This is a genomic window from Cellulophaga sp. HaHaR_3_176 (assembly GCF_019021925.1).
In the GTDB taxonomy this organism is placed as follows: Bacteria; Bacteroidota; Bacteroidia; order Flavobacteriales; family Flavobacteriaceae; genus Cellulophaga.
Genome location: NZ_CP058990.1, coordinates 3,165,767 through 3,186,314 on the forward strand (window position 1 = coordinate 3,165,767; position 20,548 = coordinate 3,186,314).

At 32.6% G+C, this 20,548-nt stretch carries 17 protein-coding genes; 5 read left to right on the plus strand and 12 right to left on the minus strand.

Annotated features, from left to right (window positions below; all coding sequences use genetic code 11):
• Positions 1-6 precede the first annotated feature (6 nt).
• The 5 genes from nirD to H0I23_RS13965 all read left to right on the plus strand — a co-directional run bounded on the left by nirD (position 7) and on the right by H0I23_RS13965 (position 4,500).
• Positions 7-387, plus strand: a complete 381-nt coding sequence (nirD, locus tag H0I23_RS13945; RefSeq protein WP_254073611.1) for a nitrite reductase small subunit NirD — start codon at positions 7-9, stop codon at positions 385-387.
• Between the two features lie 24 nt (positions 388-411).
• On the plus strand, positions 412-1,002 hold the full coding sequence (locus tag H0I23_RS13950; protein ID WP_216783904.1) for a DUF4202 domain-containing protein: 591 nt from the start codon (positions 412-414) through the stop codon (positions 1,000-1,002).
• A gap of 27 nt (positions 1,003-1,029) precedes the next feature.
• Positions 1,030-2,856, plus strand: a complete 1,827-nt coding sequence (locus H0I23_RS13955; RefSeq protein ID WP_216783905.1) for an ATP-binding protein — start codon at positions 1,030-1,032, stop codon at positions 2,854-2,856.
• Between the two features lie 35 nt (positions 2,857-2,891).
• Complete coding sequence (locus tag H0I23_RS13960; protein WP_216783906.1) at positions 2,892-3,254, plus strand: hypothetical protein; 363 nt, start codon at positions 2,892-2,894, stop codon at positions 3,252-3,254.
• Positions 3,255-3,585: 331 nt separating this feature from the next.
• Positions 3,586-4,500 carry an alpha/beta hydrolase gene (locus tag H0I23_RS13965; RefSeq protein ID WP_216783907.1) on the plus strand — a complete coding sequence of 305 codons (915 nt, stop codon included), beginning with the start codon at positions 3,586-3,588 and terminating at the stop codon, positions 4,498-4,500.
• Between the two features lie 2 nt (positions 4,501-4,502).
• Here H0I23_RS13965 and H0I23_RS13970 read toward each other — a convergent pair whose 3' ends face one another.
• From H0I23_RS13970 to H0I23_RS14025, 12 genes are all read right to left on the minus strand, one after another.
• A complete protein-coding gene (locus H0I23_RS13970) occupies positions 4,503-5,279 on the minus strand; it encodes a zinc-dependent peptidase (RefSeq protein ID WP_216783908.1) in 777 nt (258 codons plus the stop codon).
• An 8-nt stretch (positions 5,280-5,287) separates the two neighbouring features.
• Positions 5,288-7,921 carry a glucosidase gene (locus H0I23_RS13975; protein ID WP_216783909.1) on the minus strand — a complete coding sequence of 878 codons (2,634 nt, stop codon included), beginning with the start codon at positions 7,919-7,921 and terminating at the stop codon, positions 5,288-5,290.
• A 255-nt stretch (positions 7,922-8,176) separates the two neighbouring features.
• Positions 8,177-9,622: a DASS family sodium-coupled anion symporter gene (locus H0I23_RS13980; RefSeq protein ID WP_216783910.1), complete on the minus strand. Its 1,446-nt coding sequence runs from the start codon at positions 9,620-9,622 to the stop codon at positions 8,177-8,179.
• A gap of 2 nt (positions 9,623-9,624) precedes the next feature.
• Positions 9,625-10,431, minus strand: a complete 807-nt coding sequence (locus tag H0I23_RS13985) for an aspartate/glutamate racemase family protein (protein ID WP_216783911.1) — start codon at positions 10,429-10,431, stop codon at positions 9,625-9,627.
• Positions 10,432-10,551: 120 nt separating this feature from the next.
• Positions 10,552-11,436: a hypothetical protein gene (locus H0I23_RS13990; protein WP_216783912.1), complete on the minus strand. Its 885-nt coding sequence runs from the start codon at positions 11,434-11,436 to the stop codon at positions 10,552-10,554.
• Positions 11,437-11,481: 45 nt separating this feature from the next.
• Complete coding sequence (locus tag H0I23_RS13995) at positions 11,482-12,345, minus strand: creatininase family protein (protein WP_216783913.1); 864 nt, start codon at positions 12,343-12,345, stop codon at positions 11,482-11,484.
• Positions 12,346-12,405: 60 nt separating this feature from the next.
• Positions 12,406-13,317 (minus strand): MBL fold metallo-hydrolase, encoded by a 912-nt coding sequence (locus H0I23_RS14000; RefSeq protein ID WP_216783914.1) that lies wholly within the window; start codon positions 13,315-13,317, stop codon positions 12,406-12,408.
• 77 nt (positions 13,318-13,394) lie between these two features.
• A complete protein-coding gene (locus H0I23_RS14005) occupies positions 13,395-13,868 on the minus strand; it encodes a RidA family protein (protein ID WP_216783915.1) in 474 nt (157 codons plus the stop codon).
• Between the two features lie 23 nt (positions 13,869-13,891).
• On the minus strand, positions 13,892-15,958 hold the full coding sequence (locus H0I23_RS14010) for an amidohydrolase family protein (RefSeq protein WP_216783916.1): 2,067 nt from the start codon (positions 15,956-15,958) through the stop codon (positions 13,892-13,894).
• 41 nt (positions 15,959-15,999) lie between these two features.
• Positions 16,000-17,121, minus strand: a complete 1,122-nt coding sequence (locus H0I23_RS14015; protein ID WP_254073612.1) for a VCBS repeat-containing protein — start codon at positions 17,119-17,121, stop codon at positions 16,000-16,002.
• Positions 17,122-17,209: 88 nt separating this feature from the next.
• The gene (locus tag H0I23_RS14020) at positions 17,210-19,201 is read right to left on the minus strand and encodes an amidohydrolase family protein (protein ID WP_216783917.1); all 1,992 of its coding nucleotides are present in this window, start codon (positions 19,199-19,201) and stop codon (positions 17,210-17,212) included.
• A gap of 56 nt (positions 19,202-19,257) precedes the next feature.
• Positions 19,258-20,379: a dipeptidase gene (locus H0I23_RS14025; protein WP_216783918.1), complete on the minus strand. Its 1,122-nt coding sequence runs from the start codon at positions 20,377-20,379 to the stop codon at positions 19,258-19,260.
• Positions 20,380-20,548: the final 169 nt, after the last annotated feature.

Consider the following 20,548-nt stretch of genomic DNA (forward strand, 5'->3'; position numbering starts at 1 on the left):
GAAAAAATGATAGATTCAATTTTAAAAGAATACTCTACAACAGCACTTGAAGAAGTTACTATTTGGTATAAAGCTGCAGCAGTGACTAAGTTTCCTAAAAATGGCGGTGCATGTGTAAAATACAATAATCGCCAAATTGCAGTTTTCAATTTTACTCGAGAAAATAAATGGTATGCTTGTCAAAATTTATGTCCACATAAAATGGAAATGGTGCTTTCTCGCGGAATGATTGGTGAAGATATGGGCACTCCAAAAGTAGCTTGTCCTTTACATAAAAACACTTTTTCATTAGAAACAGGAGAAAATTTAAATGGTTCTTTAGAAGCAATTTCAACATATCCCGTAAAAATAGAAGATGGTTTTGTGTATATTGGTTTTTCTGAATAGCTTTGGAGCAAACCTAATTACATTATGGCAACATCGGATAAATTAAAAAAAGCTTTTGATCTTTTTGACAAAGCTAATGAGCAAGATCCTAATAAAGAAGTATATAACGGGTCTGAATATGCTAAAGAAGTTCTTTATGCCATCCGAATGACTGATAAGTTAAACTCATTTGCTCCTGATGCTTCCGAAGCAGTTCAACTTACCGCACGTTGTCAACATATTTGTAGATGGGAAATTTCGAGAGATTCTTATGAAATGAATAGAACTGGCTACCTTAAATGGAGACAAGATCTTAAAAAATTTCATGCTGATAAAGCTGGAGAAATTTTGAAAACTGTTGGCTATGATAAAGACACAATAGATAATGTTGCTTTTTTATTAGAAAAAAAACAATTAAAGAAAAACGAAGAGACACAAACAATGGAAGATGTTATTTGTTTGGTATTTTTAGAATTCTATTTTGAACCATTTGCTAAAAAATATTCTGAAGAAAAACTCATCGACATCCTTCAGAAAACATGGCGTAAAATGTCTAAAAAAGGGCAAGAAGCTGCCTTAAAACTGCCTTTATCAGAAAGTTCTCTTGCCTTGGTAGGCAAAGCACTGCAAGGGTAGGCTTAGTAAGTTACAATTACGAACTACATGATGGATATAAAATTTGAGCAACCACTAGACTCTTCTACCTTTTTGAGAATTCGAAAATGGTATTTGCTTGCTCTAGCCGCAATTGCACTTACTATTATTGTAGCTCAAATTTTAATACAAGTGCATTTAAACGCTCAACTTGATGATTCTAGGGTAATTAACGTAGCGGGAAGACAGCGTGCTTATAGTCAGAAATTAGTCAAAGAAGCACTGCTATTAAAACAGTCTGGCTCTGATAAGAAGCAAATACTTACGGAATTAAAAAAGACCATCACTACTTGGAAAATATCTCATGCGGCCTTACAATTCGGGAATGATTCTATGGGGATTCAAAAAGAAACCCACGAAGATATACTCGCCTTATTTAAAAAAATAACGCCACACCATACAGCAATGATCACGGCTGCACAACAGGTGATTGCAGAAGAAGAAAAATTAACACTAAGTCCCTCATCAGTTACACAAAAAAACATTCAAACGCTTCTTGATAACGAACGTACTTTTTTAAGATTGATGGATGTTATTGTTAATGAATACGATAATCGGAGTAAAACACAACTAGAAAATTTAAAATTTAAAGAATACCTTCTACTTATCTTTTCATTACTCATATTATTTCTAGAAATCCTCTTTATATTTAAACCATTATCACTTCAAATTAAAAATACTATTTCTAGGTTGATGAACAATCAATTAGAATCTGAAGCTAATACAGATAAGATTCAACATTTATATCAAGAAAAAGAAAAATCATTACAAGAATTACAGGAGTTGAATTTTGTCATTGATAATGCCGCCTTATTTGCAAGTGCTAAAAATGATGGCGGAATAGTTTTTATAAGTAAGAAATTTCAAGAATTACTAGGCTGTACATCATCAGACCTATCTATGCCATTGTCTGAGTTATTAACTATAAATGAAGGTCAGCAAGAATATTTAAAAGAGGTTTTAAAAAGTAACCGAAAAAGCATACGATCTGAAGAAATAAAAATTAGAACTAAAAAAGAACAAGATATTTGGTTAGATATGTCTATCATTCCACTACATCAATCTACCAAAAAACAAAGTATTTTAATACTTTGTTCTGATATTACAGAGCGTAAAGAAAATCAAGAAAAAGTAGAGCAATTAACTAAGCAGAATTTTGAAGATAAAATGCTTCAGAAAAAAATGCAGGCCAGTCAAGTTGTAGAGGGCCAAGAAGAAGAGCGAAAGCGTATTGCTAAAGATATACACGATGGTATTGGGCAAATGCTAACTGCTTTAAAATTTAATATAGAATCTATTAATTTAGAGAATACTGCTAAAACTGCAGAAAAAATAGCCTATTTAAAAACATTGTGCTCTGATTTAATAAAAGGTGTGCGTACTGCTACATTTAACCTTACACCACCTGAACTTAAAGATCATGGTATTTTCCCTGCATTGCATAAAATGACTACAGAGTTATCTAAATTAACTGGTAAAAACATTCTTTTCGATAATAAAACAGATAAACATATTCGTTTTGATTCTTTAGCGGAAACTAATATTTATAGAGTAGCTCAAGAAGCTGTAAATAATGCTATCAAATATGCTGATGCAACTTACATATTGTTAACTATAAACTACAGTGATGGTATTTTAAGCGTTGTTGTAGATGATAACGGAAAAGGATTTGATAACTCGATTTTAAAAGACACACCAAAAAATAATAGCGAAGGCGGAATGGGTCTTTTTTATATGAAAGAACGAATTAGTTATATTAACGGGCGTTTATTCATAAATTCAGAACCCGGTAAAGGCACAAGAATCACTATAAATTATAAAACAGATGAAGCCTAAAATACTTTAAATTTATCTACAGTAAAAAAACACTCATGAAAATTAGAATTAAAGGTAACACCATCAGATACAGACTTACTAAAAGCGAAGTTGAAACATTTTGTGAAACAGGTATCTTCTCTGAGCAAACTGAATTTGGATCTACTTTTTTTACATATGAATTGAAAGCTAAAAAGGATCTTAAAAACCTTGAGGCTGATTATGTAAATAACACCGTTACTATTTATTTTCCTGAAGAAAACACTAAAAACTGGGCAACCAATTCTGTAGTAGGTTTTAACAATTTACATACTACAAAAACAGGCAGTGAACTTTCTATTTTAATAGAAAAAGATTTTGTTTGTATGGATGAAACTGTAGAAGATCAATCTGATAATTATCCAAATCCAAAGGCTTAATCTGGTTTTAAATTTTTCTTTAATTACATCTACTACTTTATTGAAGAAGGATATCTAATAATTGATATTTTTTTATTTCAAGTGCATCAAAAATATATGCCTATTCAATTTTAATAATGTGGCTACATTGTTTAAATGTCGGTTCTATATTAGTGCTTGACGAATAATTAAAGTTCTTGTTGCTTACATATTTAACTTGATTAAATCGTTTACAGAAAATTCTTTTTGAGAAATGGTGCTTACAAACGTTTTCATCTTATTACATTTATATTTCTTAAAATTAGGAATAATTTAATGTCGTCAATTAAATTATTGAACATATGATTTTAAAATGATAAAAACACAGTTTACATTACTTGCTTTTCTTTTAATAACCTGCTCTATTTGGAGTCAAAACAGATACAAAGACACTATTTTTTCATCTATACAAAAAAGAACTTTTAATTATGCAGACACACTCCTGCTAGATTTTTATGATTCTAAATCTGATATTAAAAAAATGAGACCTCTTGTGATTTTGGTTCATGGCGGTGGTTTTGTTGCAGGCCAAAGAAATGGAGGAGACGAAAAAGGTTTAAGTACTATATTAGCTAAAAGAGGTTATGCTGTTGCCTCTATAAATTACCGGTTGACACTAAAAGGAAAATCTTTTGGCTGTGATTGCCAAACGGATATTAAAATGAATACCTATGTTCAAGCTGTTGAAGATGTTATAAAGTCTATATATTATTTAACAACTTATGATACAACTTTTAAAGTTGACCCAAATAAAATTATATTAATAGGTAGTAGTGCGGGCGCAGAAACAATTTTAAATACAATTATTATGAAAAATAATTACTTGTTTCAGCATATTAAATACCCTAACACTAAAGTAATTGGCGCTGTAAGCTTTGCTGGCGCAACAATAAATAGCGATTATTTGACTCAAGAAAATTTAGTTCCGATGCTCTTTTTTCATGGTCAATTAGATAATAAAATTCCGTTTGGGATTGCATCACACCACTATTGCCCATCAAACTCTAATGGTTATTTAATTTTAGATGGACCTAAAAAAATTACAAATAGAATTAAAGAATTAGACGGATCTTATATTGTAAATATAGATCCTGATGGAGGACATGAATGGGCTTCACTTGGATACAAATTCACTGATAAAATAATTGATTTTCTTTATTTAAATGTTTTAAATAAAGAGCCTATTCAAGACACACAAGTAGTTAATTACCCTTTTTTAAAACTATAAACTCATGCTCTATCTTGAGCATAAATTTTAGACAACAAGCTATATAATTCAGGGTGTTTTTCTTTGAGTTTTTCTGGTTGATTAAAGAAGTATTCACTTACTACACTCAAAAATTCTATCTGACTTGTAGCTCCGTATGGATTAATATCTGAATCTTTTTCGTTAATTTTTTCAATTTCTTGATGCATAATGTTCAACCAAGGTAGTATGAATTGCTTTTTCATAATACTTTCAGGAATACCATCTACAGCACCATCAGCCTTATCTATTAAATGTACAAATTCATGTATACCGACGTTACTTTCACTTTCTTTTAAAGCAAAGCCAGCTCGTAATGCAGGTAGTGACAAAATCATTAACCGATTCATATCTCCAGAACCAACTTTACCTAAAATAGTACGTCCACTACCTTCTGTCTGATGATCTTCATTGAAGGAGTCTTTATATAAAAGTACTTCATTAATATTTCGGTAACGTAATTCTGGAAAACCAAAAAGAGGTATCACAGCACTCGAAGCAACAAGCAGGCAATCTGTGTCATCAATTTGTACATCTACACCCGTTATGGTTACTTCATTTAAAAAGTAAAGAACCTCAGCTTCAAATTTTGATTTATTTTCTGCATCTAATTCTGCATAGAAATCTACATTATCTTGTAATATTTTTTTCCATGCTTCAATGAATTGTTTGATTTTAGGTTCTTTTTTCCTCATTAAAAAAAACCAAACTAAATACCCCAACAAAAGTGCAGGTAATATGCTTGCTAACCAATAAGGCATACTACTTATTATTTTTGGTTTATTTCTTGTATTAAATTAGCGACTAAAGAGGTCCAACCCGTTTGATGAGAAGCTCCTACTCCTCTACCATTATCACCATCAAAATACTCATAAAATAGTATCAAATCTTTAAACTCATCCTGTGCATAAATATCTTTATGGAGAGCGTGCACTATTCTATCTCCTTTTTCATCTTTTTCAAAAATAGAAATCAACCTTTTACTTATTTCTATACTTATCTCTTTTAAAGATTTTAGATTTTTACTACCCGCCGGGTATTCAAATTTTAAATCGTCGCCACAATATTTATAGTATTCTTTTAACGATTGAATAAATAAATAATTCATCGGAAACCAAACAGGACCTCTCCAATTAGAGTTTCCTCCGAATAAAGATGTTGATGATTCGTTTGGCTCGTAATTGATACTATAATTTACCCCGTTAATATCAATATGATAAGGCGTTTCGTGTATTTTAGATAATGAACGAATACCATAAGGACTTAAAAATTCTTTTTCATCTAAAAGAACATCTACTAAAATCTTCATACGATCATTAGGCACAAGCGATAATAATAAGTCGTCTCCATCAGCAAATTCTTGTACTACTGGATATTTTAGCGTTTTCATTCTGTGGTTTTTAAACCACTGAACACTTTCTTTAAATTTAGGAAGCTTGTCTAATGTTTCTTTTTTTATACAAAGCACTGCCGCTAAAGACAACATCCCTGCAATAGAACGAACTTTTATAGAAGTAGATTTTCCGTTCGGAAAAACTAAGTTATCATAGAAAAACCCTTCTTCTTCATCCCAAATTCCTTTATTTTCAATACTAATTTTATTTAAAGCTTCTGCTATAAAAACGAAATGACCGAAATATTTAATTGCCATATCATCATAGGAGTCATCTTCTAAGGCAAGTTCTAAACTAATTTCTAGCATGTTTAAACAATATAGGGCCATCCATGCCGTACCATCTACTTGCTCTAAAGTACCATCACCAGGTACTCCATGGCTTCTATCAAATACTCCAATATTATCAAGACCTAAAAAGCCACCTTCAAAAACGTTATTCTGACTAGCATCTAATCGGTTTACCCACCATGTAAAGTTCAATGCCAGTTTATTAAACATCTGTTTTAAAAACTTAAGATCTCCTTTTCCTGTATTTTTTTTATCTGTTTTATAAATATCTAACGTTGCCCACGCTTGTACAGGTGGGTTTACATCACTAAAATTCCACTCATAAGCAGGTATTTGGCCGTTTGGTGCCATGTACCATTCTTTGGTAAATAACAATAGCTGATTTTTAGCAAAATCGGCATCTACTAAAGCTAAAGTTGCGCAATGAAAAGCAGAGTCCCATGCGGCATACCAAGGATACTCCCAAGCATCTGGCATTGACATAATATCATGGTTACGTAATGTTTTCCATGTATTATTTCTTCCATATAACCTTTCTATTGCTGGTATTGATGTTTTTGAATCTCCTAAAAGCCACTGCTCAACATCATAATTATAATATTGTTTAGACCATAACAAGCTTGCAAAAGCTTGCTTTTGAATTTCATGTTGGTCTTTATTTTCAATTTTTGTTTTATAAAAATCGTCGCACTCTTTTACTCTTTCACTAAAAATCTCATCGAACTGAACATTAAAAGGGTCCTGAATGCGTTCTTTCGAAAGTCTTAACCTTACTGATTTGGTTTCACCTGCAGCCAAATTTAATTTATAAAGTGGGGCAAACTTTGTTCCGTTATCTAATTTACTTGCTAATTTATAGTCGTTTGAAGTTACTGCTTTGTGAAATAAATCTTTTTTATATGGATGGTCGTTCTCTGATAAGTAAACGGACTCCATATTGGTTTCATTCTCCGTAAAAAGCATTTCATCAGCATCATCAAAATAAAAATTATAATCACCAACATAGCAATGCTCAATGGTTACATAAGGTTTCCCATTCTGTGTGCTTTTCTTAATTATAGGTTTTTTAGGTATTTCTTTAAAGCTCCAATAATTTCGAATCCATAATGTTGGTAATACATGAATTGGAGCAGCTTTTTTACCTCTATTAGCTACTGTTATTTTCACTAAAATATCTTCATTATCCGCTTTAGCATATTCAGTATATACATCAAAATAAGCATTGTCTTTAAAAACACCTGTATCTAGTAATTCGTACTCTAATTCGTTTCTATTTCTTTTACCGTTCTCCTCAACCAATTTACTATATGGAAATTTGTTGTGAGGGTATTTATACAAATGTTTCATGTATGAATGTGAAGGTGTACACTCTAAATAATAATAAAGCTCTTTTACATCTTCACCATGGTTACCTTGCGGCCCCGTAAGACCAAATAAGCGCTCTTTTAAAATACTATCATTTCCATTCCATACACTTACACCAAAACAAATGTTACAGTATCTGTCTGATATTCCTGCAAGGCCATCTTCTCCCCATCTATAAGCTCTACTCCTTGCATGCTCATGCGGAAAATAGTTCCAAGCATCACCATTAACACTATAATCTTCGCGAACAGTTCCCCATTGTCTTTCACTTAAATAAGGACCCCATTTTAACCAATCTTTTTGTTCAGAATAGTTTTCTTGCAGCCTTTTATATTCTTGTGTTTCTTTATTCATGTATGGTGTGTATCAAATTAAATACTAGTATATGACGTAGAACGCTCAAATTGCGTTTTATCATATACTAATGTTACATAAATATACTAATGTTTTGAGATAGTTATTCTAAACTAAAAAGAGAAGCCATTATTATTATCGATTCAATACTTTATATAGATTTTTTTTGAAATAATTGTGTTTTTTTAACTACCAAAATTTTCTTTTAAATAAAATCTTGGTAGTTAAGTCATTAAAGCCAGGTTAAAAAAGAGCTTAAGAATTCAAATTCCAAATTAATGGAAGGGCAAAGTACACGAAGAGGGTTAAAATAACAATGGAAATTAAATTCATCCATATTCCTTTTTTAACCATATCTTCAATCTTTAAATACCCAGATCCAAATACTACAGCATTTGGGGGTGTTGCCACAGGAAGCATAAAAGCACATGATGCCGCTACAGTTGCACTTATCATCAAATAATAAGGGTGCACCCCTAGTGTTGGCGCTAAAGAGATAAGCACAGGTAGTAGCATTGCTGTTGTAGCAATATTGGAAGTTATTTCTGTTAAAAAATTCACAGCAAATATCAAGATTAATATTAGTAAGATAAATGGAACTGATTCTAATGCAATTAATTTATTCCCAATCCACAAGGCTAAACCACTAGTTTCGAAACCTAATGCTAAGGCCATACCACCACCAAATAATAGGACTACACCCCAAGGTAACTTAACAGCATCTTCCCACGAAATTAATCCTTCATTCTTTCTGCTTGATGGGATTATAAACAACACAATCGCAAATAAAACGCTAATGATTGTATCGTCAATTTCGGGAATAATTTTTTTCAGTAAAAACGATCTTGAAATCCATGCAAAGGCGGTACAACAAAATACAATCAATACCTTTTTTTCATCATAAGACATTTTACCTAATGCCTTTAATTGTTTGTTTATTTCTTCTCTTCCTCCAGGAAACTCTTTCTGTTCAAATTTAAATGCAAATTTTGTTAAGTATTTCCAACATAAGAACAACAAAATTAGAGCAATAGGAAAACCAAAAATAAACCACTGGTAAAATGTAATCTCTACTCCAAAATTTGTTTGCACAACACCTGCCAGCACTAAGTTTGTAGGAGTACCAATTAAGGTCGCTATACCTCCTATTGATGCACTGTAAGCTATTGCTAGCATTAAAGCTTTACCGAATAGTATGTTTTCGTTTTTAATTGTATTTGGGTTATCTCTTAATTGTGATACGATAGCCATACCCATTGGCAAAATCATTACCGTAGCTGCTGTATTTGATATCCACATAGATAAAAGAGCTGTGGCTATCATAAAACCTAAAATTATATTGATAATATTAGTACCTACTAATTTTATGATTGAAAGGGCTATTCTCTTATGTAGGTTGCATTTTTCAATAGCAATAGCTAGAATAAAACCACCTACATATAAAAAAATATATTTATGCCCATAAGAAGCTGTAGTCTGACTCAGATCTAAGCCGCCTGATAGCGGAAAAAGAACAATGGGTAACAATGCTGTTACGGCTATTGAAATAGCTTCAGTAATCCACCAAATTGCAATCCAAGCAACAGAGGCTAAAATTGCTTTTGCTGCAGGGTCTAAACCTTCTGCATTGAAAAAGAAAAGAATGTAGCTAAAAGCAAGTGGTCCTAAAACTAATCCAATATGTTGTTTTGAAATTTGCATACTTAATTTTTTAAAATGTAATCTACTCCCGCCATTGAATGAATCTCTGTGGTATTAAAAGCAGGCACTTCTAAATCTTCTTCAAAAATCATTAATGGAAATTCTGTACAACCCAAAACAACTCCTTCTGCCCCTTCTACTATTGATTTTTTTATAACCTGTAATACATATTCTTTTGATTTTTTATTAATAACACCATAGGTTAGTTCTTCTTGAATAATTCTATGTAATTCTTCAATTTCCTTTTTCTGTTTTGGCACTAATACTTCAATACCATTGTCTTCGATTCTTTTAGTGATAAAATTTTCCTCCATACTGTATTTAGTACCTAGAAACAGAACTTTCTTTAATCCTTTTTTATGGATTGCCTTAGCTGTAGCATCAGCAATATGAATTACAGGAAAATCTAACTTTTGCTGAACATCATCATAAACTTTATGTGGTGTATTAGCGCAAAAAAGAACCGCATCAGCACCTGCTTTATTCAAATTTAATGCAGCTTCCACCAACATAGTAGCAATAGAATCCCATTTGTTTTCTATTTGAAACCGGTGAACTTCTGCCTGATTAAGGGTGTAGACAATTAATGGCGGGTTTGTGTTATTTCCAAAATGATCATTTATAGACTGATTTATGGTTTTATAATAATCGATGGTTGAATGCCAAGAAGTACCCCCAATTAAACCTAAAGTATTCATCTCTGAATGTTCTATTTCTGTAATCATATGCTGCTCCTGTAATTCTTTTTTTGAAGGTGTATTATATGATGTAAGTGTTAAAAACAAAACACCAAAAATGTATTTTTTCATAGATCTATTATATCGTTAAAAGTTACTACACCATTATTTGCAAAAAAATATTCTTAATATGAGTTATAATACTACTCAAATTAAATTTGATTAAAAATAACCCAAAAACTACCACTACTGCTAATTTCCTTTCCCTAGTAGTTTTATCCACTCGTTTTTATACCCAATATTTCTAATTCCGTTAGAGTGTGCCTTTTTTCCATTAGGAACCTCTAAATCAAAAGCGTAAATATTATCTTCAGGAATATTCATTGCCTTATATGTTTTAATAATAGTGGAAGCAACGGGTTCTTTTACGTGATATGTTCCATACCACCGATCAAGAGGTGTTTTACTATCTTTAAAATACCAGTTTGCGATCTTATTTTTTGATGAATAATCCCATCCTCCAGAAAAATCAATAACTCTGGCTACACGATGTGTCTTCGCAATAAAAGCAGACATTCCACCACCTTGAGACTGTCCTGCTAAAGCAATTTCTTTCCATTTTGGCTTACCATTATCTAGATAACGCCCCCAATTACCTTCTACATTGGTATCTGATAGGTATATTAAAAGCTTGGTAAGACGGCTTACTATAGCATCATACGGTGCATCACTAATCAAAGAAAAAGGAGTATCACCATATACTCTTCTATTTCTAAAATCTTCTGCACAATTAGAGTTTTCGACTAATACATCATCTTTACAAATTTTAGCTATAGCGGGTGTGTTTATGTATGATAGATTAATAACCTGATATCCTTGTTTAAGCGCTGTTTCAAAAAAATTCTTTGGCCCTTTTGAAGCAATACCATTTGTACCGGGTATAAAAAGCAGCAATTTCCCTTGTTTGATAGCAGGGTCATATGTTACAAAATGAGGAGTATCTGCCGTGCTAATTCTGCTGTCTGTTTCTGAAGGCTTAATACTTAAAATAATGTTTGACGTTGTTTCTGCTTCCTGAGCCATAGCATGACCAAAAAATAAGAAAATAAAAATTAGCGTAAGTAAAGGTTTTTTCATTTTTCTATGGTAAAGGTTTCTTTAGAATATTAATAACAATGTTGCCTATTCTTTAATAAGGTCATTCCATTTATCAATAAATTTTACTGCTGCCTGCACAGTATTATTAATATTTTTTGCACCTCTTTCTAAAGTTGCCTCTTTAGGGTTTAACTCTCCCCAAACTCCTGTTTTAGTCATTTCTATAGTTGATGTTTTCTTTCCTGTTTCTTCTCCTTTTAGCGCTTCTGAAAGAAATAACAGTTTAGCTGTTGGTTCATCACTAATCACCCCAGGAAGCATTTGCTCTAAATGCTTTGGATGTGTTAATTTTGTTGCAGTAGCTTTATCTAATTGAACCAAATCTGGCATTAAATACAAAGAATCTGAGGTTTCTCCTGTACCTGCATGACGATCTAATACTTGAGGTTTTCCACTATTATCTGTTATTAAATATGGTGCTATAGCTACTCCAAAATCTACAGCCACACCAGCTGTTTTTTGGTTAATTTGATCTACTAAAAAAGTAGTAATAGCCCTATTTCCTCCATGAGAATTCATAAATACAAAACGCTTAAATCCATGCTTAATTAGTGATACTACCGTTTCCATATGTACTTGAATTATGGTATCTGCAGATAAGGTAATCGATCCTGAAAATGCCATATGATAAGGCGATTGTCCCGCCATTAAAACAGGAGCTACTAAAATATCACGTTCTTGTGCGATAAGCTTACATTGTTCAACACCATTTATAAAATCAGTACCAATAGGTAAGTGACTAGAATGCTGCTCTAAAGCTCCAATAGGGATAATGACTAAGTCAGATTTTGCCAAAAAATCATCAACCTCAGGAACCGTCATGTGCGGTAAATAATTCTTAATTTTTTTCTCGTTCCAAAGTGGATTTATTAAAGAATCAGTATTCATAAAAAACATTTTAGAATAAATAATAGTAGGTCAGTTCTGCTTTACAAATTAAGCAATACTTTATTTTATAGTAATTGTTTCTAAATGAATAGGAACAATTATTTTAGCTTCGGGGGAAACAGCTTTAACTTCTTTAATAAATGGCTTAATTTTTTCATCAATAGCTTTTTCTTGAGAATAACCGTAAGGCACTCTAAAATTATCCCAATGCGTAGGTATAATGGTTTTAGGTAAGCCTGTAGCTTTCAACAATCGCTCTGTATACTTATAAATTTCTAATCTTGAAAAGTTTACGCCTGGCAAAAGAATATCTGGAGTTAAGCCTTCAACCTCTTTCTCTAAAAAGTTCATGGATCCTGCTGTCAATATTTTGTGATTATTGAATCTTACATAAAACATTAATGAACCTCCTTCTACAAAATCTTCCAGCTTTAATGGTGCTTTTAGTTCTTTTTCATGTGTTCTAGCATCAAAATAATGCTTATCATTTAAAGCAGAGTGTATCGAAGGAACAACCCTTACTGAAAATTCTTCAAACTGATAATCCTCGCCACCTTTAACAGTAAGTAGTTGCTCTTCTGGAACTCCGTAAGCTCTTAGTATATTACAACTCGTTTCTGTAGCAATCACCTTAGCACCTGTTTTCTTTGCGATATATGGCACATCTCCTAAATGATCTAAATGAGAGTGATGCACCAAAATATAATCTGCTTTTGTAATGTGCTTATTGATCACAACGGTATCTGACTGAAAGTAATCACTTTCATAATAGTTTTTACGCAAATCTTCTTTACTGTTCGCAGGGCTATCTCCTAGTTTTACTCTAGATAAATAAGGGTCTACTAAAATGGTTGTTTTCCCTTCTGTCATTTCCCAACCAGCACCACCAAAATATTTTAATTTAAGTTCTTGACTGTTTGCATATTGAAGACATAAAAACAGGAGTCCTAAAAATATTATTTTAGAACCCATGATTTTTATAGGTTTTTTTTTGATTGGTGTATATAACATGAAGTGTTTAAATTTAAGTTTGTATTAAAAAAGTTATTCTAATCGTAGACCTCAACAATTACTTCTATTTCTACGGCTTGTGCTCTAGGTAATGTGGCAACACCGATGGCTGCGCGGGCATGAATACCTCTTTCTCCAAAAACAGCCACCATTAAATCTGAAAAGCCGTTAATTACTTTTGGCTGTTCTATAAAATTAGATTCTGAATTTACAAATGCTAAGGCTTTCACTATACGTTTAACTTTTTTTAAATCGCCTAACATATACTTTAATACTGCTATTTGATTTATAGCCGTTAATCTAGAGCCTTCATAGCCTTGATCAATAGAGACATTCGACCCTAATTTCCCTGTCATTTCAGTTCCATCTGCATACCTAGGGCCTTTGCCTGCTAAAAAAATAAGATTACCCGTTTGTACTCCATTAACATAATTTGCTACCGGATTGGGGGGACTAGGTAACTCTATATTTAATTCTTTCAATCTTTGTTCTGGATCGTATTCTTTCTCCATATTATTTAAGATAACTTATGTTTTTAGTTATCGTTTTTAGCTTTAAAATCTGCAGCGTGCCATAAAGGCTCGCTTTCATAATAATTACCATTAGTAATCACTGCCTCAACAGTCCTTATATTTTTAATATCCTTTAATGGATTTTCTTCTAAAATAGCAATATCAGCTTCTTTACCCACTTCTAAACTTCCAGTTTCTGCATATAATCCCATAGCTTTAGCTGGAACACTAGTTGCTGATTGTATTGCTTGTAAAGGCGTTAATTCTCCATATTTTTGATAGGTTTCAATTTCTAAATACAGACCAAAAACAGGTACGATATTATCTGTTCCAGCAACAATAGGCACTCCTGCCTTATAAAATTGACCAAGAATCCCCATAGCTTTGATATAATCTGCTTTAGCTTTTTCTGATCGTTCTAGAGGTAAACCACTTCTGAACCTTTTACCTTCAAACAACTCATAAGCTATTCTATCTGCAAATGGCTCAACAGCTTCAATTACAGAACCTCTTGGCATTGCTCTAACAACATCTAAAGCTATTGTTGGATCTAAGACTGTTTTGTGCTCTAATAGATACGCAATAGATTCATCAATTTGCTCTTGACTAATATCATTTCCTTCAATATAATAGCTTCCTAACTCTTTCACTTTTTTATCAGGAAATAGCACTGTTAAAATACGGGAGCGATGACTTAACATATCCATTCCTGCATCAATAGCTCCACGAGCATTTCCGATAGCATTTGGTACATGACCTGTAATTGACATACCACGTTTATGCCCTTCTTCAGCTAAAACCTTTGTTAATTCTGCATTTACAGACGAGTAAATTTTGATTTGCTTGTACCCATTCGAAAAATATAAATCTGCTACTTCTTGAGCTTCCTGAACTGTTCTAGCTCTTACGACTCCGTTACCTTGTATACCAGCACCATCAGTCATTCCTGCTAATAAAATATCTGGACCTAAAGCTCCTTTTTTTGCAATAGCATCTCTAAATGATGTAGCAAACTCAAGTTCATTTCCATTATCGCGAATGGTTGTTACTCCGCCTGCTAAATAAGCGGGTGCCCATTGTACTTGATTTGAATGAGCATGCATATCCCACATACCGGGCATTAAAGTTTTACCTTTAAGATTAATAACCTTAGCACCTTCTGGTATACTAACTTCCGTACGTTTGCCTATTGTTTTTATACGACCATTTTCTATAATTAAAGTCATATCTTCTTGGGTAGTATCACTTACCCCATCAACAAGGTCTGCACCCACAAGTGCCTTAATGCCCGCCTGCGCACCTTTTAAATCATTTGTATATTTATTTAAAGCAGCCATTTGTTGCTCTACATTTCCTTTTACAAAAAATGGCTTAGCTTCTTCGTACCCTTTTCTTATATATTCTCTTATTTGCGTATTTGCTTTAACAAGTGCTATTAAATTTTGAGACTCATCAACCCAAATCGTTCTTCCTCCCCAATTTATTCCTTCAACAACATAGCGATCTAACGGTACTTTTTTTTCTTTAATTACTACCGTATCTTTTTGAATAAAATTCATAGTAACCTCACCTCTTGGTAGTGTCGGAATACCAATCTCTCCTCCATTTTTAAAATAATAATGATATAACATCATTTCTATTCCGGCTGGAATATTACTGTGAACCGGGAAAAATTCTGTGTTTTTAAATTGAACAAAGTTTCTATTTTTCTCCCAAACAGAAACACTATCTTTTGTTCTTCTTACTTCTAAATTAACTATAGTATCCTTACTTGTTATCCTTCTGTTCAAATAATAAGAAGGCTCTAAATTCATATCTAAATGCAACTCAGCAGCTACCCCCGTTATTCTTCCTCTTTCATTTTCTCCTTGAAGAGATGTAACCAAAATAGAATCTTTTGTTGCTTTTATAGAATAAGTTTCTTCTCCAATTAAAGACTGTCTTCTATACACTAAAAAAGTACCCTCCTCATTAATATTTTGCCATTTTGATGGTCCTGTTGAACATCCTGTAACTAAAAGCAATACTACTATTTGTAGCATATAGCTTGCTTTATTCATCATAAGTTTTGATTTATTGTTAACTATCATTTTGGTTTTTTTAAGGTTGTACTTATAACTTGCATTTAAAATCAAGGGAATTTCGGTGTAAATCTATTGAAGTAAAAGAGGTTTAATTCATCTGAATTACTTTCAATAATATCAAGTTTATTATCTCCATTTAAATCATAGGTTAATATATCATAAGTGCTAAAATTCTGATCATTTAATTTTATTTTCTCCCAAGAATTTGCATCTCCTGCATTGATAAAAACCATGTTTGGCGCACCTACATTACCTACAACAATATCTGTAATACCATCACCATTTAAATCGCCAATTGATAGTGAATATGATTTATCTGTACTATCATCAAATACAACATTACGGTCATATGTTCCTTTTTTACTTCCAAAATAAATCACATTTGGCTCTCCTATATTTGCCGTAATAATATCTTTATAACCATCATTATCTATATCTATAACCGCTACAGATCTTGTTACATCATTGCCTGTTCCGTAAGGTGTTTTTTTTGAGAATTTTAGATTGCCATTATTCAAATACACATAGTTGGGTTGGTCATCTCTATTAGCTAATATCAAATCTAAATTCCCATCTCCATTCATATCTGCAACCTCAACATCAATGGTAGAATCTTTTTTATCACCAAAGCCTATGACCTCTGTAAAAACACCTTTTCCGTTATTTAAACAAATTTCATTTTCGCTTCCTCTGTTCGTAATTAAAATATCAGTATCGCCATCATTATCTATATCTGCAACCACAATATTTCTCGTATGACCATATTTTTCACCAAAGCTTGCGCCTTTAGTAAAGTTTCCTGCTCCATCATTAATAAAAATGTAATTAGGTGCCATATCATTTCCAACAGCAATATCTAAATCGCCATCACCGTCAAAATCTGCGAGTTCTGTAGAATAACTCGTTTCTTGCTCTGTACCTAAATTTTTAGAAACGGTAAAAATTCCGCGACCATTGTTAACAAAAATTCGGTTTTGGCCTGGCCAATGTCTACCATTTGCCGCAACAATATCTAAATCACCATCATTATCAATATCACCAATACCCATAGAAGCGGTTCTCTCTTTATTGATCCCTAGTATTGTTCTACTATTGTTAAAGAATTTTGCTTTTTGAGAATGAACAGAAATCATGCAACAAGAAAAAAGTGCAAATAGAATATATTTCATAAGTTAACTATTTAGTTGGTTTGAGTTGCTAGTATTAATAAGTAATAGTCTGTCTTTTTATAGACACATATTCATACCTGATTTTTTTTTATTTAAAATGTTTGATACCCATGGCCTGATAAACCTCTTTGGCATAAAAAAGATTACCATCTTTCATAGTCCATTTTACATTACGTATTGTACTAATATCTTCTAATGGATTTCCGTCTATAAGAATAAGATCTGCCATTTTACCCACTTCTATTGCTCCGTACAATTCTGAAACTCCTGTCATCTCAGCTGATTTTATAGTTGCCAATTGTAAAACTTCAGAAGCAGGAATTCCAGCTTGCGCATAAAGCTCAAGCTCCCTATGGTATAAAAACCCAGGAAGACCATCCGTACCAGGAACAATTTCGACCCCTTTTTTATGTAAATCATAAACAATAGCTAACATCTTATTGAAACTCCCTTTATACCTCGCTACTTTTTCACCAGATTTTGGAAGTCCCCCACTATAATAATCTCGTTGATTAAGCAAGGGCAACCTGTCTAAAATCTTAATATAAGTAGGGCTTGGTTCACCTTTAACGGACACAAACATGTTTTCAAAAATAGAAACAGTAGGATCTATACGTATGTTTTTTGTTTTCAACAGCTGAACAAAATCGAGGTATTCTTTGGATTTAAGATTAAGATCTACACCATGATATGCAGACATCGTATGCCTTAATGGGGTACGAGTATCTATTGTATCAGATAAAAAATTGAGCAATACCATATTCATATGCTGTATTTCATCATATCCTTGATTAATGGCTTGCGTAGCGGTCATAAAAGCAGGAATATGCCCACTAACACGCATATCTAATTCATGCGCTCTTTTTGTTAATGGCGCTACCCACTCTGGCCTTATAGAGCTATATAATTTAATTTGCTGATAATCTAAGTCTTTATATTCTTGTATTTCAGCTAAGCCTTCTTCTACAGAACTCACTACATTACGCTGATTAGCAAAAGGTCCATCACCATCTATAATACCTCCAAATGTGACAATACGTGGACCAATAATTTCATTTGTATTAAATTGATTGCTTAACTTTTTTAATTGTTTGTTGTTTGCTAAATCTCGCACAGAGGTTACTCCGCCGGCGACATGTAACATGCCTCTAAATTTGGTATTATGCGTATGCATATCAAACATTCCAGGTAGTAATGTTTTTCCTTGCCCATTAATAACTTGAATATCTTTACTTATTTCAAGATAACCACTACTGTTGATTGCTGCAATACGATTTGCATGGACTAATACATCTTGATTTTTAAGTATATTGCCTTCAGGTGTGAAGATATTTACGTTTTTTATAACAACCTTATCTAATTTATGGGATAATTTTTTAGTCAGATCAGTCAAATACTCATCTTCAATTGTATCTTGTATTCCCTTCATTTCTAGACGCAATTCTTTTAAATCTGTTCTAATTACATGCAGATTTCCTGATATTTTGGCAACCATTTCATTGCCAATCATCCATAAATACGTGGGGTTCATGTCAAGACCTTTTACCATTAAAAGCTTTACAACTGTGTTATTTGAAAGCCTTATTGGCACATTTTCTACCAGTTCAACTTCTCCTATTGGATATAATTTTACTTTTTGATTTTCAGAAGATAGTAAAAGCCTGGCAAGAACTTCATAAATGGCAGGTGAGCCATCATATCTAAAATAAAGCGCATCTCCATTAAACTCCCCTTTCTTTTCTCCTTTAGGGTTTAACCAAGTTGCGCTATGATTTTCACTCTTAAAAAACTCTTGTATAGAATCTTTTAAATAGTTGACTCCAGTTACCGTTTGCGAGGTAACGAATCCCTTTTTATTAAAACTTAGTTCTTCTGAAAATTCTGGACCACGGCCCCTATCTGTATAGGTATAATAATAGTTTACACTGGTTTTATCAGTCTTCCATTTTTCGTATTTCCCAGCTAAACCTTCTCTAAAAACTACATCATAAATCACTTTATCAGAAGCTTTATGATCTGTAATGGGTAGATTGTTAAAACAACTTGTAACAATAAAGAAAAGTGCGCAAATATATTTCATAAGTTACAAGATTGTTTTAAGGAGGTATATTTCTGTTTATTTTTAATGTTTAAGTCTTAAGACTTTAGGGTATCTTTAAAATATCGCAACCAATTAAGACCCAATATCTTTTCTATATCCCCTGTGCTGTACCCTCTTTTGTCTAATACTTTTGCAACTTGCAAATAACGATCTGCTTTATCTAATTCAGGAATCCAAGGTGGCCACTGTACTTTATAAGAAGGTTTAAACCTAGTTAATCTTGGCACATACCAATTTTCTCTTGTAGCTCCTGTTGCCTCTAAACCTTGAATAGCAAAATCTGCAGCAACACCCACATGTTCTATTCCTGCTATTTTAACGGCATGATCTATATGGTCTACATAAGTTTCTAAAGTAGTTTTGGTTCCTAATTCTGGACCAATCATATAGCCTAAACATATAATTCCTATAACTCCGCCTTTTGCCGCCATAGCTTTTATTTGATCATCTGTTTTAGCTCTGGGATGATTTTTATAGAGCGCTTCACACATAGAATGATTAAAACAAGCTCCAGAAGTACTAAATTCAATTCCTTCATTTGTTGTTTGTCGCCCGCAATGTGACAGATCTATCATGATCCCTAGCTCATTCATACGCGCTAAAGCCTCAATACCAAAATCTGACAATCCAGAATTGGTACGCTCCGTACTCCCATCACCCAATAAATTTCTTTGATTATAGGTTAATTGAATCCAACGTGTTCCAGCATCGTACAGTGTATTTATATTATCTATAGATTTCTCTATCATTGTAGCATTTTGAAACCCATATAATACAGCTGTTTTATTCTCTTTTTTAGCTCGGATAAAATCTGCTGCACTAGTCGCTTTAAGTAAAACATCCGAATTGTTTTGAATTCGAGTATCCCATTCTCCAATATTTTTTAAGGCACCTTTTAAACTCCCTGATAATAAGGAAGTACCAAAGCCGGTATAACCAGATTGTTCTAAAGCTTTAAAAGAATCTTCATTCCATCCTTTCGGAATTACGAGACCATCTATAACCATAGCTTTTTTGTATAGTTCTTCAATCTTACTATCTGTAAGATTTGTTAATACACTATTTGTTAAGTTTTGGTTTGGATTGATATTAACAGATTCTAATATGGAATTAAAAGCAAGGGCGGTCTGCCCTGGAAATAATGCTCCTAGAGACATAAGTTTGACTAAATTTCTGCGATTTTGTTTCAAAATATTCTAGTATTACTATTTAAAAAATGGCATAAAGAGATAGATAAAAAACAAGGCTATTTTTAGCATTGTTCGTCATCATGAAATAAATCTTGTACACACATTAATTAGGTATCAATGTGCGTACAAGTAAATA

Coding starts and splice junctions, on each gene's coding strand:
- H0I23_RS14010 (WP_216783916.1), bottom strand. CDS start 15,958: ATGATAGTTAACAATAAATCAAAACTTATGATGAATAAAGCAAGCTAT.
- H0I23_RS13960 (WP_216783906.1), top strand. CDS start 2,892: ATGAAAATTAGAATTAAAGGTAACACCATCAGATACAGACTTACTAAA.
- H0I23_RS14025 (WP_216783918.1), bottom strand. CDS start 20,379: ATGTCTCTAGGAGCATTATTTCCAGGGCAGACCGCCCTTGCTTTTAAT.
- H0I23_RS13985 (WP_216783911.1), bottom strand. CDS start 10,431: ATGAAAAAATACATTTTTGGTGTTTTGTTTTTAACACTTACATCATAT.
- H0I23_RS14005 (WP_216783915.1), bottom strand. CDS start 13,868: ATGGAGAAAGAATACGATCCAGAACAAAGATTGAAAGAATTAAATATA.
- nirD (WP_254073611.1), top strand. CDS start 7: ATGATAGATTCAATTTTAAAAGAATACTCTACAACAGCACTTGAAGAA.
- H0I23_RS13950 (WP_216783904.1), top strand. CDS start 412: ATGGCAACATCGGATAAATTAAAAAAAGCTTTTGATCTTTTTGACAAA.
- H0I23_RS14000 (WP_216783914.1), bottom strand. CDS start 13,317: ATGGGTTCTAAAATAATATTTTTAGGACTCCTGTTTTTATGTCTTCAA.
- H0I23_RS13975 (WP_216783909.1), bottom strand. CDS start 7,921: ATGAATAAAGAAACACAAGAATATAAAAGGCTGCAAGAAAACTATTCT.
- H0I23_RS13990 (WP_216783912.1), bottom strand. CDS start 11,436: ATGAAAAAACCTTTACTTACGCTAATTTTTATTTTCTTATTTTTTGGT.
- H0I23_RS13995 (WP_216783913.1), bottom strand. CDS start 12,345: ATGAATACTGATTCTTTAATAAATCCACTTTGGAACGAGAAAAAAATT.
- H0I23_RS13955 (WP_216783905.1), top strand. CDS start 1,030: ATGATGGATATAAAATTTGAGCAACCACTAGACTCTTCTACCTTTTTG.
- H0I23_RS13970 (WP_216783908.1), bottom strand. CDS start 5,279: ATGCCTTATTGGTTAGCAAGCATATTACCTGCACTTTTGTTGGGGTAT.
- H0I23_RS13980 (WP_216783910.1), bottom strand. CDS start 9,622: ATGCAAATTTCAAAACAACATATTGGATTAGTTTTAGGACCACTTGCT.
- H0I23_RS13965 (WP_216783907.1), top strand. CDS start 3,586: ATGATAAAAACACAGTTTACATTACTTGCTTTTCTTTTAATAACCTGC.
- H0I23_RS14020 (WP_216783917.1), bottom strand. CDS start 19,201: ATGAAATATATTTGCGCACTTTTCTTTATTGTTACAAGTTGTTTTAAC.
- H0I23_RS14015 (WP_254073612.1), bottom strand. CDS start 17,121: ATGAAATATATTCTATTTGCACTTTTTTCTTGTTGCATGATTTCTGTT.